This window comes from Flavobacterium ardleyense, assembly GCF_042686085.1.
Classification (GTDB): domain Bacteria; phylum Bacteroidota; class Bacteroidia; order Flavobacteriales; family Flavobacteriaceae; genus Flavobacterium; species Flavobacterium ardleyense.
In genome coordinates this window covers 63,430-79,189 of the sequence record NZ_JBHUOL010000010.1, presented here as the reverse complement: position 1 = coordinate 79,189, position 15,760 = coordinate 63,430, and the positions used below count along the sequence as shown (strand labels likewise).

Annotated in this window: 10 protein-coding genes and 1 CRISPR repeat array; of the genes, 3 read left to right on the top strand and 7 right to left on the bottom strand. The window is 30.7% G+C overall.

Translation table 11 applies throughout. From position 1 onward, the window contains the following. The first annotated feature begins 174 nt into the window (after positions 1–174). Positions 175–879 (top strand): hypothetical protein, encoded by a 705-nt coding sequence (locus tag ACFSX9_RS04295; protein ID WP_379804844.1) that lies wholly within the window; start codon positions 175–177, stop codon positions 877–879. A gap of 121 nt (positions 880–1,000) precedes the next feature. Here the strand turns inward: ACFSX9_RS04295 and ACFSX9_RS04290 are convergent, their stop codons facing one another. From ACFSX9_RS04290 to cas9, 4 genes are all read right to left on the bottom strand, one after another. Then, positions 1,001–1,849, bottom strand: a complete 849-nt coding sequence (locus ACFSX9_RS04290) for an RteC domain-containing protein (RefSeq protein WP_379804842.1) — start codon at positions 1,847–1,849, stop codon at positions 1,001–1,003. A gap of 430 nt (positions 1,850–2,279) precedes the next feature. Continuing rightward, positions 2,280–4,524: a CRISPR direct-repeat array (repeat unit 46 nt; unit sequence GTTGTGAATTGCTTTCAAAATTGTATTTTTACTTATAATTCCCAAC). A gap of 115 nt (positions 4,525–4,639) precedes the next feature. Continuing rightward, a complete protein-coding gene (gene cas2, locus ACFSX9_RS04285) occupies positions 4,640–4,987 on the bottom strand; it encodes a CRISPR-associated endonuclease Cas2 (RefSeq protein ID WP_379804839.1) in 348 nt (115 codons plus the stop codon). Further along, a complete protein-coding gene (cas1, locus tag ACFSX9_RS04280; protein ID WP_379804836.1) occupies positions 4,980–5,876 on the bottom strand; it encodes a type II CRISPR-associated endonuclease Cas1 in 897 nt (298 codons plus the stop codon). The genes cas2 and cas1 overlap by 8 nt, the downstream gene beginning before the upstream one ends. Continuing rightward, entirely contained in the window at positions 5,873–10,474 is a 4,602-nt protein-coding gene (gene cas9, locus ACFSX9_RS04275; protein ID WP_379804833.1) for a type II CRISPR RNA-guided endonuclease Cas9, read from the bottom strand. Before cas9 ends, cas1 begins: the two co-directional genes overlap by 4 nt. A 418-nt stretch (positions 10,475–10,892) precedes the next feature. Between cas9 and ACFSX9_RS04270 the strand changes: the two genes are divergently transcribed. Both ACFSX9_RS04270 and ACFSX9_RS04265 read left to right on the top strand, forming a co-directional pair. Further along, the gene (locus ACFSX9_RS04270; RefSeq protein WP_379804831.1) at positions 10,893–11,081 is read left to right on the top strand and encodes a hypothetical protein; all 189 of its coding nucleotides are present in this window, start codon (positions 10,893–10,895) and stop codon (positions 11,079–11,081) included. Between the two features lie 144 nt (positions 11,082–11,225). Next, a complete protein-coding gene (locus ACFSX9_RS04265) occupies positions 11,226–11,957 on the top strand; it encodes a DUF3891 family protein (RefSeq protein WP_379804829.1) in 732 nt (243 codons plus the stop codon). A gap of 534 nt (positions 11,958–12,491) precedes the next feature. On the opposite strand, the gene ACFSX9_RS04260 is transcribed toward ACFSX9_RS04265, so the two are convergent. The 3 genes from ACFSX9_RS04260 to ACFSX9_RS04250 all read right to left on the bottom strand — a co-directional run bounded on the left by ACFSX9_RS04260 (position 12,492) and on the right by ACFSX9_RS04250 (position 15,602). Then, the gene (locus ACFSX9_RS04260; RefSeq protein ID WP_379804826.1) at positions 12,492–13,541 is read right to left on the bottom strand and encodes a CNNM domain-containing protein; all 1,050 of its coding nucleotides are present in this window, start codon (positions 13,539–13,541) and stop codon (positions 12,492–12,494) included. A gap of 520 nt (positions 13,542–14,061) precedes the next feature. Beyond that, positions 14,062–14,871, bottom strand: coding sequence for a hypothetical protein (locus ACFSX9_RS04255; protein WP_379804824.1), 810 nt, complete (start codon positions 14,869–14,871; stop codon positions 14,062–14,064). A gap of 158 nt (positions 14,872–15,029) precedes the next feature. After that, positions 15,030–15,602 (bottom strand): DUF6705 family protein, encoded by a 573-nt coding sequence (locus tag ACFSX9_RS04250; RefSeq protein ID WP_379804822.1) that lies wholly within the window; start codon positions 15,600–15,602, stop codon positions 15,030–15,032. Positions 15,603–15,760: the final 158 nt, after the last annotated feature.

Below are 15,760 nucleotides of genomic sequence, written 5' to 3'. Positions count from 1 at the left end.
TGAATTGAACACTACAAGATTTGCAATATGGATTAACTGCCTGTAGTTTTGTTTCGAATTCATAATCGTTTTGCATGTAAACATGTATTGTTCAGATTAGCCCGGGTGAAATGAACTGACAAAGTAATCAGTTCCATTTTTAAAATTAACCTTATGAAAATTACTAATTTATGTTTGATCGTTTTCCTTTTTTTTATTTCCTGTACCGATTCTACGGATTTCATCACCGTAGCAGCACCATCTACCGCTATCGTTTCCAGAGCTGCAGTAGGGCCAGAGTCTTTTCCAGAAAACAGTCTTAATCCCAATGACTATGTGGGCCAGGTGTACTCTGAGTTGTTTGATGATTACTATGATGGGTCTGCAACCATTTTTACGTTAGATTCTGTTTCTAAGCGTGTAACTTTTTTAGCTAATGAAAATCCAAATTTTATTTCCTTCTCTGGTTTTCCTTATTTATTTAGCTCGAAAGATAAGGCAGCTTATTTGCTTGCAGATGGAAGTACAGCTGCAACTGTAGCATCTTCTTTAGAAACTATTGAAGCCAAACAGCAATTAAATACATTTATTTCGTCATTACTTCCTTTGTATGCTACCGAAGAAACTTATGGCGTGTTGCATTCTTTTATCGTTTCATTTGAGAGCGATGTTTTAACGTCTCAGCATATAGGTGTCAGTGATAAGAAAATTATATTGACAACTACTTCCATTATACGGTATGCTGTTTACAAAAGTAAGAAGAGGCCTAAAAAGAATACGGATCCTGAATGGGATTTGATGGTATGGGCTATTATAGGAGGTGTTGAAGGCAGGACTGAAAGTATTGAAGATGCTGTTGTGCTGTCCTTAATTTGTGGTGTTGTAAGCAATAGTAACTAGATAATTCTACTACTAATCTGTATAATGAAATAGGAGAGAAGCTGTGTAAAGAAATTGCTACTCAGGTAGTAATTAGAGCACTTCTGCAGTATAAAAGGTCACTTTATATAAGGTGGCCTTTTTATTTAGCATCTGCTTCGTCGATTCTTTTTATTAAATTTTCTTTTAAGCTGTTTAAGAAGCTTGTCTTGTGAATGCTTTTTCTGTTTTTAATTTCTGAAAACACTCTGTTGAACTGTCCTATTTCTATATTGAATAATATTTCTAATTGCTTGGCTGTTTCGTTTAAACTTATGTTTCCATTGTTTATCACTCCTTCTGTATGTAAAGCGTACATTAACTCCACTAATGCCACTTTAGAGCCGGTCCATTTTAAAGATGTTGGATCTACGGCATGAACTTGATGACCATGGGCAGGTTGTTGGTTGTTTGCACGTTTATTTTCTATGAATTTTTGCAGTTCGTTGTTGGCAATAATTTTCGCTACTTTATAATCGTGAGAAGTAGTAAAGTTGAGGTCTGACTGAAAGTAACTGCTGTCAAGCGACAGCTTGATGTCGTGCTTGCGCCTAAGAAAGTATTTTTTATCTAGTGCTGTATTTCCTGACCTGTAATATTTGAAGAATTCTAAATTATCTGTAAAGTAAGTTTTTAGCTTTGCGAGTTCGCGATCGTAATGCTTCAGCTCTGCTTTTTTAGAAATCGCTGGTTTGCTTATTTCTATGTTATAGATTTCGTTGTAGTATATTAATTTACTGGTAAGTTTTGGTTTTACATTTTTAAAGAATTCAATTTCTTCTTGTTTGTTTTTGAATTCATTTTTCTTGAAAAATGTTTTTAATTCTTCCAAAGAGTTAATTGTAAGTTTTACTGCCTGTTCTGCGTTTTTGATTGTATTTTCGTTTTGCCATTGGATTGTACTTAATTGCGCTTCTAAATTTGAAATTAAGTTGGTTGAGAAATCTTTCATTTTGTTTGCGTTTCTTAATTAGTAGGTGTACAAATCTATCTTTTAAGAATTGTTTTTAAAAACAGTTGTGTGTTCAATTCCCGAATTGAATACTACTTTTCCAAAATTGTGTAGTGATTTAGTGGGGTAGTGGTTGTGCGATTTTTTTCTTTTTTTAATAAGTATATGAATTCGTTTCGCATTCTTCATTGCAATTGCTTTATCTCACTTGATGTTATTTTTTAGCTGAGTTCGATGATTTTTAATTCAAAATTGTATTTTTACTTATAATTCCCAACGGGATCGGCGACATAGAGAAGTTGGTCGGTGTTGTGAATTGCTTTATCTCACTTGATGTTATTTTTTAATTGAGTTCGATGATTTTTAATTCAAAATTGTATTTTTACTTATAATTCCCAACATAGTGAAGATGTTTATAATCATCGTATATGTTGTGAATTGCTTTCAAAATTGTATTTTTACTTATAATTCCCAACTTATGAATAGTCCCATCGGCTCTCGTGTAGTTGTGAATTGCTTTCAAAATTGTATTTTTACTTATAATTCCCAACCACAACTAGAATTATCAAACCAAAAACACGTTGTGAATTGCTTTCAAAATTGTATTTTTACTTATAATTCCAAACTTTATAAATAATTAATAATAAAAGATATGGGTTGTGAATTGCTTTCAAAATTGTATTTTTACTTATAATTCCCAACAATGAGCGAAAGAATCAACAGCAGCAATATGTTGTGAATTGCTTTCAAAATTGTATTTTTACTTATAATTCCCAACAAAAAACTCTTTTGAGTGCTTCAGGAACTCGTTGTGAATTGCTTTCAAAATTGTATTTTTACTTATAATTCCCAACCGAAGGAAGCGAAAAAAGTAGCTGAGGAATGTTGTGAATTGCTTTCAAAATTGTATTTTTACTTATAATTCCCAACAAGATTTAGCACGTGCCGATAAGGAAGTGGTTGTGAATTGCTTTCAAAATTGTATTTTTACTTATAATTCCCAACTTTAATCTTTAATATCTATCAAAATGAGTAGTTGTGAATTGCTTTCAAAATTGTATTTTTACTTATAATTCCCAACGTAAAGATATGAAAATAGAGTTAAAACTGTGTTGTGAATTGCTTTCAAAATTGTATTTTTACTTATAATTCCCAACCTATTTTATTTGCTGGAGAAGGTTCGGCGGGTTGTGAATTGCTTTCAAAATTGTATTTTTACTTATAATTCCCAACCAACACCACATCCAGTGAGGTTATTACTGCGTTGTGAATTGCTTTCAAAATTGTATTTTTACTTATAATTCCCAACCAAAAGCGATATGGGACCACGCATCACATTGTTGTGAATTGCTTTCAAAATTGTATTTTTACTTATAATTCCCAACACTTGCAGAATTGTTAATACCAACACAGGGGTTGTGAATTGCTTTCAAAATTGTATTTTTACTTATAATTCCCAACATTTTAAACTATATCTATTAGTTGACCACTGTTGTGAATTGCTTTCAAAATTGTATTTTTACTTATAATTCCCAACCCAAAACGCTAAACCAGCAAAAGAATCTAGTTGTGAATTGCTTTCAAAATTGTATTTTTACTTATAATTCCCAACGTTAAACTGCCAAACTCTCTCAATACTCGCGTTGTGAATTGCTTTCAAAATTGTATTTTTACTTATAATTCCCAACGTATGGTAAAATCATTACTCACTGAATAAAGTTGTGAATTGCTTTCAAAATTGTATTTTTACTTATAATTCCCAACGATATTATGATGAGTATAGAGATCCAATTAGTTGTGAATTGCTTTCAAAATTGTATTTTTACTTATAATTCCCAACCTTGATTTTGTGGAAGATGCTTTAAATCTTGTTGTGAATTGCTTTCAAAATTGTATTTTTACTTATAATTCCCAACAAGATTAGGTGCGATTGTTCAAGGTTTCCAGTTGTGAATTGCTTTCAAAATTGTATTTTTACTTATAATTCCCAACAAAAAACTCTTTTGAATGCTTCAGGAACTCGTTGTGAATTGCTTTCAAAATTGTATTTTTACTTATAATTCCCAACAGTTTGAAGTCGATCCAGTTGACTGGTTACGTTGTGAATTGCTTTCAAAATTGTATTTTTACTTATAATTCCCAACGGAACTAGACCAAAAGACAGAAATTAATGTGTTGTGAATTGCTTTCAAAATTGTATTTTTACTTATAATTCCCAACTTGAGAACTACGATTTAACAGAGGAACAATGTTGTGAATTGCTTTCAAAATTGTATTTTTACTTATAATTCCCAACTGTTGGTGATGGTGGTGTTTCTGAGGTTATGTTGTGAATTGCTTTCAAAATTGTATTTTTACTTATAATTCCCAACTTCTGGATATATTCTATCTTTATTCCTTTGTTGTGAATTGCTTTCAAAATTGTATTTTTACTTATAATTCCCAACATCGGTTGTATTTAATGGGATTAAGTCCAGGTTGTGAATTGCTTTCAAAATTGTATTTTTACTTATAATTCCCAACTAAATTTAACTGCTTTTACCATAACGTTACGTTGTGAATTGCTTTCAAAATTGTATTTTTACTTATAATTCCCAACTCATGGCATTAAGAGAAAACCAAGTGGTAAGTTGTGAATTGCTTTCAAAATTGTATTTTTACTTATAATTCCCAACGTACTGCGAGTTAATCGTTTGATATGTTGGTAGTTATGAGTTTGATTTAAAAATGAAAACTATCGTTTTTGTTTTAAAATACAGTAGGTTAGATAGTTTTTTAAATCCTAAATATTTAAAAAAGTTCTAATTGCTGTGAAGGTTTGTCTGTTTCTACTTGTTTTTTTCCATAAAAAAGTTCCATCATTCCAAATTGCTTATCCGTAATTTGCATTACGCCAATTTTTCCATGTTCAGGAAGGTTGTTTTTAATTCTTTTAGTATGTACGTCTGCATTTTCTCTGCTGGCACAAAACCGCATGTAAATAGAAAATTGAAACATAGAAAAACCATCGCCTAATAATTTCTTTCTAAAGCCAGAAGCTATTTTACGTTCCTTACGGGTTTCAGTTGGCAAATCAAAAAATACTAATATCCACAAACTTCTATATTGGTTTAAACGGGTGTAATGGTCCTCATACATAAAATGGGTATAAAATTTTCCGTGAGCTTCCTTCAAAACATTCCTGCAGTGAATTAGTTGTTCTACTCATTGCTACCATTAAGGGACTGTTTTTACCATCAATTACTACATCAATACTGGCAATACTCAACAGTTCTTTTTTTATGGCTATCGTTAATTCTTCTACGTTGTTTTCCGTTTCTAAAATATGGCAAACGATCAAATCTACATACGGCCGATAAGGCTCCATAATGTCATCCGCTAAACAATAAGCGTTATACTTATTGTGATGAAAAATACCTAGTGTGGGTAGCAAACCCGAACTTACAAGGGCTCTGGCTGTTATGGCTCTTAAAATAGCATAACCGTAATTCAACAGGTTATTTGGAGGTAACTCTTTCTGACCTCTTGTGAAATCATCAAGTTTAAATAGTTTCTCCCAATAATAAACTGCGGCTCTTGACTCATGGTTCAATGCGTCACCGGAGGTTACTTCCTTTGCCCAAAGTTCCATTTTTCGCATTGGGATTCCTCTTTCTCTTAATAGTCCCGCTTGGTTTCTAATTTTAGATGCAATCGTTTGTTGCCAAAGGTTCTTTTTTAAAGGAACAGAAGCATTAATTTGATGTTTAAAACGTTCGGTTTGCTTGGTGTGCCCACTCAAAGGCATTAAAAGTCCAATAGGCATATGCTGTTGGTTGCAGTTAATTAATGCCACATTATTATTAGTCAATTTTTCTAACAAGCCATTGGTAATGGTAATTTGTTGGTTTTCTAAAACGATAACCCCAATATCTTCGATAGCCACAATTTTGGTTTCTTGTTCCTGGTTGGGATAAGCAATGACGATTTGCTCATTTTTAGTGCTCAAATAAGCCGGATTGCCGAAGAAAAGGGTTCGTTTTATCATTTCATAATTCTTTTAATTTTTCCAGTTCTATCGATTTCTAATTTCCAACAAATAGACTTGATCATTATTGGTTTTTCTTTTTCATCATAAATCGTATTTGAATTATTAAACTCCAACATTCTTTCATTTTTATTATTTGAACCATTTTCGTTAGAAATTATTTCTTTTGAATAGTTATGAGGTACAAAATGTCCCTCTCCTCCAGTACAGCTTACAAATTTATAAACACGCTCTGTTTGATCCTTATTTGTTTTTGGAAAATCTATACTTGTTAAATCTTCTTTTTCATCTTCTGTCGGTATATAAACTAAATCGTTAGGTGAAAGTGTAAATAGAAGACGATTCTCGTTTTCATCTATTTCTACTGCAGAAGCTAATCCTTGTTTTTGTCTCTCAATTACTTCATTAAAAGGAATAGTTTTATAGTTCCGTTTTCCTTTTTTATCTTGATAAATTGCAAAAAATAAGTTTGTCCCCTTTGCGGCTTCAACATATTTATCAACTTTGTTTCCTGTTTGTCCAAGTGGAAATCGTTTACTTTCTTCAAAAATTCGAACTTTTCTTATTGGCTGATGATTTTTACCATTATTGAGAATTTTAATATTTCTGTTTAATTCTTCTACTCCTGCTTCCGAAAAAGCTACTTCATTAGCTGGTATTTTTTTTCCATTTTCATCAATAGCTTTTTGATATATTTCTTGTCTCAAATGATTTAAAAGAATTTTTTGAATGCCGGTATCTGTTATTTTTTCTATCTTCTTTTCATCAAAAGTAATATCTAAATGATTTCGTTCTCTAGTAGCTGTTGCTTCTAAATTTTCATAAATCTGAACTTTATCAATAGCTCTTCCATCAATCATTACAGGAAAAGCTTGGAGATGTTTTTTTAAGCCAACATCATTGTTTGGATATTTCTTGATTTTTTCTTTTAATTGTTTTTTCACATCTTTATCAACAATTAATTCTATTTGTTGAATTGCATTTGCAATCGTAATATGACTTTGTTTAATTCGCTTTAAGAAAACTTTTCCACTGACAGTTTCGGCGTGCATCGGTTTTCTAATCGCCCAATTATCTCCTTTTGTTTGTTTAATTATTGCTTTTTTCATTAATCCATCTTCTTCCTGCCAGACTTGGTATTTGTTTACGGTTTTATTGATAACTCTCGTATTTTGTTTAAAACTAATAATAGTTTGATTCAATTCATCTTCTGCACTTTTGGTAAAGCCTTCCCAAGGTTTGTGAAACTCCCATTTGTAATTTCCATTTGCATCGGGTTTGGTTTTAAAACAAAGTTTGTTTCTTAATTCGTGTTTGATAGTTTTATCATCTTCATCTTTAGCATTCAAATTATTCAAATAGTTGATGTGCGTTCTGTTCACACAAGCAATAACTAAAGCATCTAAAGCGTGATGACGATGGTCAATTCTTTTTTTAGAAAACCCTTTTGCAATATCATCTGGTACAGTAGTTTGAAAAACTTGCTTTCCGGTATTTCCAAATTCATCTTTTTTGAGTTCTAATTTTCCAAAATCGATAGAATTTGTAATTGCATTTAAACGTTCAAAACGTGGTGTAATTATTTTATTCCAAACATCATTTAAGCCCCAATCTTGTTTCATTTTTGAAGTTATTGAACCATTCAAGGAAACAATATGTTTAGACGTTACTTCTTGTTCATCCTCTTCTCGAACTATTTTACTCAAAATATTCTTTACAATTTTGCTAATATATTTAGTGTCATTTAATTGTCTTTCGATGAATTTTTCAGGAATGTCTTCACTCAATAATCTTTTTTGTTTGTTCTTGTTCTTGGTGTAATAAGCGGTTATATGTTGCTTATATGCTTCTTTAGTGAGAATTTTGACTGTTTTTCCACCAGATAATGTAACAATTCTATCTTCATTTTTTAAGATAAACTCTAAAGCAGTTTTATTTCCTTTTAAATCATTTACTTCGGATTCACAAATAACTTTGTTAGCCAGCGAATCATCAAATAATCTTGATTGTGGTATAATATGCTCAATTTGATATTTGGTTGTAAACAATTCAGATAGCATAATTGGTTGTCCTGTGTAAGGTGATATGTAACCTTGTTCTAACCAAAGTTTGTATTTGTTAATTTCAGCAGTTGTTGGTTTTGCGTTGTTCCTGATCTTATCAACTTTTTCTAATTCTTCTTTTCTACTTTCACTACTATATATACCTTCTTCATAAATTTTTAAAATTTCTTGTTGACTTGGAGAAAAAGGACGAATATCATTGATTCCATCGTTTTTTAGTTCTGTTAAAATCGCTTTGATTCGAAGGTTTGTGTTTTCGTTTTGAGAAATTTGTTTGCTCATTCGTTCACGAGTTGCTTTGTTATTTTTCATCTCGCGACCCAGTTCTATATGAATTTCATCAAAGAAATTTTCTTTTCCTTTTCCATAATTTTGCCAAATATCTTTTACAACACGTAATGTTTCGGTAATAACTTGTTCCACAATTGGATTGCGGAGCGAATGTTGTTTGAAGTCGTGTTTCAAAAAGTATTCAATATCTGCTGGAGTTTTCCATTTTGAATTGTCACTAGCTTCACTATGCCTGTCATAAATCACATAAGAGGATAACCATAAAGGCAAACCCTTAAAATCTGAAAGAGTATTTAAATGTATTGCTTTTTCTCGAACACGATCTTTAATATTTTCATCAAACTCACCAGTTTGTATTTTGTCAATCCTAGCCATTGTTTTGGTGTCAATATTGTTTTCATTCCAATTACTTCCAAAACGCATTAATGGCAATAATTTCTTTATTGCTTTTTCTGAATAGGATCCATAATCTTTTTTGTATGGTTTGAGTTTTGAAAAATTTACAATAAAGTCATCTGTTAAACTATGTCGTTTCGCAAAAGTTGTAATTGCTTTTGTAATTTCAATTTTATCAGTAACCGAATATAAAATATGCCATAAATCTTGCGTGTTTGTAGTGTTAAAAAAAGATTTATCTACATCTATTTTTGCAATTGCGTTTAAAAACTGATTTCTGGTTTCGTTACAAGGATAGATTTTGTCTTCTACAAAATTCCATCTGAATTTATCTTCTTTTAGTTTAAATTTCGGATACGCTAAAAATTGTTTTTGACTTATGTCCGCTTTATCATTTAGCCAATTAAACAGTTCTATTACACCTTCTTCTGTATTTAAATAATCACTGGTAACATCTAAATCATTTACAATATCTTTTCTGAAAATTTTTAGATTTTTTACAAATTGTAATAATCTAAATTCTTGAAAAATCGGGTTTGATTTCGCAATACATTTCAATGGTTTTACTATTTGTTTTTCATTAACATCCTTGACCAAAACTCCGTTTTTATCTTTTACAGGTCTAAATTCTAAGCTACAATCACTAATCAATGAAGTTTTGCTTTTTAATGGACGTTGATAAAAAATAATATCATCTATGAATAAATAATCAAAACCTCTGTCTTTAATGCTAGCTTTATGAGAATCATTATTTCTGTATAATTCATCAATACATTTTTTATATAGATTTTTATTTTTTAAAGTGTCTTTATGAAATTCAATTTGAGTTTCAAGTATCTGTTTTAATTCGCTATAATAATAATGTCTCTCAATCGTTCGGACTAATTCGCCTTTTATTTTCTGATTTGGGTTTTTAAGTAAATTGTCATAAATAAAAGAACCTACTGATTTACCACTTTGATTAATAGTTTGTTCTGTTCGGATTTTTACTAAACCCCAATCGTCTTCTTTTGGAGATCTAAAACTTCTTTTTTCTTCATTCTCTTTATTTAGTTTTATTGTTCCATCGTCATTAAATTCAGTGGTAACAATAAAATTCTTTCGTTTGCCAACCCAGTCAAATAATGCAATTTTACTTTCTCGCTTATAAATCCAACCATTTTCAAGAATCACATTGTACCAAATGCCAAATTTTCCTTTTTCTCTTTCAATTACATCTATAACGGTAAGCGTATGAAACTCTTCGAGTTTATTTCTATTTTCCTCTTGATCTTCTCCACGCAATTGATAATATCCTCTTTTTTGATTAAAGTTGAGTAAAATCCACGCTAATTCTTCCTTTGATATTTTTTGAGTTAATGCTTTTTTTCTCAAGTAGTAGATAGTCCAATCATAAGGAACTTGTTTTAAATCAGGATGTCTTAATTTGAATTCAGAAAGCATTTCTTGGTGACTATCCGTAAACAAAAACACGTTTTTACCATTTTCATTTTTATAGAAAGACAATTTTTCTTCTCTTTCTGGTTTAAATTGTCCAAGCTTCGTATCAAAATCAATAGATTCTGAATAATGTTTGGGCAGAAAATCAAGGATATTTAATACTCTATGAAGTCTTTCTCTTCTTAGTAAAAAGCGCTGTACTAACCTTCTTTTTCCTCGGTACTCTGTTCTTTGTGCGGTTTGTGAAATTGACACTCCACTGTCGAATTTACCAAGAACATCTTGACTCATAGGAATTATTCGACTTCCTAATCCTTCGATATTTCCAAGTTTATTATTATAATCAATATTTGTTAAAGCCCATCCAATACTGTTTGTCCCTAAATCTAATCCTAATATTTTTTTCATTCTTCAAAGCTTTTTAAATTTTAACAAAAACTAAATTTAGTCAAAATATAGATACGAAGCGTATATGTTAAAAATATTTTGTATAATTGTATTACAATTTTGAAGCAATTCACAATAAGGATTATTCCGTTGTGAAAACATTCAAAGCGGCAACTAAGACTTGTCGCTTTTTTTATTTATATTAAGTTTGAAAAAAGAATAGGTTTTATTTCGGGAATTACGATTTTAACATAAAAACAGCTAAATGTTTTTTAAATTATTAAAAAGATTATTTTGTATGTTGAATTTGTTATATTTGATTAATAATTAGTTAGCTAGCTGTTGTTTTATTCGAGTTTATAATGAATAATTGAGTTGTTGTTGAAGTTATAGTTATTATGCCTATTTATATTTTTTGACAATTTTAAACAAATACTTTATGAAAAATCTATTCTTCATTATTGCATTTATTTTCGCTTTTTCAACTGCTGAAGCGCAAGGGAAAAAACAAAAACAATATAGAAGTGCTGAGTCGGGAAGGTACGTGACTAAGCAGAAAGCTGAGAAAAGTCCTGCAACTACTTATAGTACTCCTAGAAAAGCAAGATTGAAAAAGGGTGCTAAATAGAATACTACTGATTTTAAGTTTATTGATTAGGTGCTTTGCATCGTTTTATTTGTCAATTGGTTGTTTTTTGGTCATTATCTGTTTTAGTTTCCTCTGAATTTTATATTTATTATAACTCTCTAAGCAATAAATTTTATGATTGTAATGTCTCATCAAAAGGGTTGGAAAATTATTAACCAGCGATCACACGGACTACTCGCGGCAATGATTGGTTATCAGTACGCAATTGATTTACCAAATGATATAATGCTTCCTACACTTATTGCGATTGCTGAGCATGATGATGGGGTTGCGGAAACATTGCAAAATAAAAATCTTACCGATGTAGGTGCTCCTCGGCATTTCTTGGTCGATGATCAATCAAATACTGTAGATTTGAAGCAACAGTTTAATGTAATGGAAATGGCTACTTCGAAGAGTCAGCTAAATGCGTTGCTTACGTCTTTGCATATCGAATTTTTGTTTGGTAAAAACAATGATGGTTCCGATAAAAAATTAGATGCATTTTTAAAAGAGCAGGAAAGAAATCGCAGGGCAATTTTAAAGCATTTAGCTATAGACGACAAGTACGCTAAAAGGTTGTATCATTTGGTGGAATGGTGTGATGCTTTTTCTTTGCTAATTTGCTTGGACAAAATTCAGCCTGAAGGCAGAAAGATGGAAATTTCTGAAAGTCCAGATGGTGAAATGAATCAAACGTTCTACAAAGCTGAAAATGTGGTAGGAGTGGAACCGTGGGTATTTAAAAGCGAAACTTTTAAAGTGTTTTACGAATATAAAATTGTGGAACAACTTGAGTTTAAGTCTGTCGAAGAATTTAATGAAGTTTGCAAAAATACACCAGTCCAAAGAGAAGAGTTCACTTTTTCTAAATGATTTAAATAATATTATTAAGGTTGCGTAAAAAACTCAAATAAATTAAAAAAATAAGTAACTAGTTATTAGCGTTATCCCTAAGTTGGTCAAGTGTTTAATATTCATTATGTTTTATAAAAAATTCTAAATTATCCTTCAAGGATGACTTGAACTCAATAAAAGATTATTTTTTTGAAAATGCAAATAATTTCTATTATAAACTGAGAGAGGAAAGCTTCCTTTAGCTATCATTGCTGATTCGTCGCTATATTTTAACCATATGCGCGTTCTAATAAAATTATAGTAACTTCAAATTTCCAGTTGTTATTTTCAATTCTATAGAACGAATATTGCAACTATAGCGCGGTGCTTTTATTTATCATTAAGCGTTTTAATGAGTTCATTTTCTATTTTCATTTCCTAATTTTTTTTTAAAGACATTAAATCCATCTCTTTTTTCGAACCACCGACTACGTGACCTGTACAAACGTTGGTGTGAGAGGCTCTACCTAATAGTTTCTATCGGGGCATTCTACTCGATTAGTGGATTTGCTATTATTCATTTTTTAAAAGTTTATATTTCTTTTGCTTTTCTTGCCACCTTTTCAAAGCATATTGTTGCATATCTTCTGTCTTGTCCTTCTCATCTACAATTTCAAAACCCAGTAGGGTTTCTATAATATCTTCAAGTGTTGTTATACCGTCCATACCACCGTATTCATCAATAACCAATGAAATATGTTCTTTCTTTTGAAGTAATTCTTCCCACGCATCAAATAACGTTATGTTTTTTGAAAATACTACGATATCACGTTTAATGTCTTTTAGTTTTAAATCAAACTGGTCTTCTGCTAATTTTTCAAACACTAATTCTCTGAAAACATAGCCCGTAATATTGTCTCTATTGTCGTGGTATATTGGGATTCTTGAAAAATGTAAAAATTCTTTATTTTTTAAAAATTCTTGCAATGTCATATCTTCATTTGCCGTAACAACTACTATCCTAGGTGTCATCACAGTTTTAATCCTTAAACTTTTTAGCTTTATTAAGTTCTGAATGATTTTATTTTCTTTATCGGCAAAAACACCTTCTTGTGTTCCTATACTTGCCAGTGCCGAAATCTCTTCTCTGCTGGTTGTTAATTGAGATTTTTCTCTTGAAAGCATTTTTGTTAGTATAGAAGATAACCAAACCAAAGGGTAAATTATAAAAATCATTCCTTTGATGATTTTTGAGGTAATGCCTATTAATTCCCTATTATAGTTCGCTCCTAAAGTTTTAGGTATTATTTCGGTTACCACTAAAATTAAAATTGTTAAAACGGCTGAAACAATGCCAAAATAAGCCGCTCCAAACACAACCGTAGCCTGGGCACCGACTCCAGCCGCTCCAACAGTATGCGCCACGGTATTTAAAGATAGGATGGCTGATAGCGGTTTATCGATGTCCTCTTTAAGCGACATCATTGTGTTTGCATTTTTGTCGCCCATTTCAGATTTTGATTTTAAAAATGAAATAGGTATGGATAGTAAAACGGCTTCCGCTATTGAACACATAAAGGAGACGAAAAGAGCAATGAAAAGATATACTAGTAATAATGTCATATTGTGTTTTATTATCTATTTTTAAGCGGGCAATTTTAAAACCTTTATGCCAACTCTTGTGGCTTTGCGCGTTTAATGGCTTTATAGCAAAGTTTTTTCTGCCGAGACGAAGATATGATAAAAGCGCTAATTCCATCAAAACTCCAATCTCGCAAAACGGCTGTGACCGTTGCACAACTATCAAATATACCTAAAAATATTTGGATAAAAACGATGTTTTTTGTATTTTTAATCAGGCGAGGAAAAAAGAATTTCGCTCCCCAATTATTCGTTTCTGTTAACCTAATCGATTTTGTGCTACAGGATAATTTTTATAGATGAGTAGGGGATTCCCTCGACTTCAGTTTTCTACTAAAAACCATTGAAAAGCGTAATTCACTTTTTATTAAAACGACACAAAACGCAAAAACCAACCTCGCTTAAATGTCTTTAAATTTGGTTGGTTTTATTGATTTTATCAGGAAATTTGATTTAAAATGATGTTGTGCAACGGTCACCGCTGTTATAGGCAGGCTTTCTATCAACATTTAAAGTTTTCCACTAATCTATCATAAACTGTGAAGAAATCAAGCACATCAGTTTTTATATCTGTCAAAGCATCAAAATATTCTGAATGACTAATCTTTGAATCTTTTTTATCATAAACTCTATATCTTATTCTTTTTGCCACAAGACTGTCTTTATATGTTGTTACAGTAACTTCTAATCCTAAAGGTCTTTTAAATTCTTTGATGAATTTCTTAACCGCTGCTTCAATATTTGTCATATGACCATTACATGCTGAAGTTCCACAAAATAAATTATTTTTTTTCTGGGCTTTTTCAGTTGGTAACATTCTAAATGAAATCATATGGCACCAATGCCATTGAATTTTCGATGCTATTTCTTCCGGAATTTTAAGTATTCCTATATCAATCAATTTTTGGGCGTGTTCTCTCGCACTTTCTTTCATAATTTGATTTTGTTGAGGATATCTCTTTCTTCCATTAATGTCATATAAGTTAAGATCATTAGGTGCAATTGTATTTAGTTTCGTTTTAGCTCTTAGATTTAAAAAATTGTCATCATCAAGAAATATATTCTCTTTAGGAGGATTTATCGATGAATAAATAACTTCTCCACTATTTATAAATTCATATTTTGTTGGAAAAAATGGAATTCCATTTATTGATATATAAGTAGGAATTGAAAATGAAATTTCTTCTGAAATCTCTATGATATCTGTATTTAAATCACATCCATTTGCTGTTGTAACCTCTTTCCTTTTGGCATCATATATAAGATTAATTTTGGAACCTTTTTTAAGTCCATAAAGTGTAAAGTTTCTCATATGTACGTTGATTTTTTTAAGGTTGACTATAACGTTTTGTGGCTTGTGAATGTTGTTTTCTTATGAAAACAATTCTTAATTTGTTTATCGTAAATGTAATTGATTACGGTGATTCAACCAAATAAAACAATATTTACAAACCGCGGTTGTAGGCTGTATTAATTCATTTTTATCATCTCAATATTATCAGGCACACTAAAGTAAGGTTCATTAGGGTGTTGTTCGTAGTAGGTATTTCTTCGTTCAAACTTATCCAGCTTGAACTTTAATTTATATTGAGGCGTACCCATATTATTTAAAGGGATTAAAAGTAAATCAACAGGAAAGATTTCATTATTTCTCTCGTAATCTGTAAAAGACATATTGAGTTTCCTAAATTCTTTGATGATTCCTGTCGGGTTTTGCCTAACAATAGAATTATATATCAATTGACCATTTTCATATTTTTGATATTGAATCCGCAAACCATCAATGTAATGATTTATATTGTAATCAGTGTACACTACATGGTGTTTAGTAACTTTTGTTAAAGTAATTCTAAACTCTTTATTTCCATCAACATACTTCCATGTTCCCAAATAAGGAAGCATATAATTGTTAATATCTTTGATGTAATAAGTACCGTTTTCATAATGTTCATTTTGTCTTTTTCCAGCCATATCAACAATTGTCTGTGCATTAGAAAAACTAAAAAATAATCCTATAAATAATGTGTAAAAAATATTTTTCATAGTGTTTAAGTTTAACAAGGTTTTTTAATTATATTATCACCGGGTGATAATCCAAGCTCGATTTTTTCCCAATTTTCGAAATTACTATCTGATTCATAATATTCAATGCCTATATCAAATTTTCTTGTAAGTTTTAAAAAACCAGTATTTTGCATATC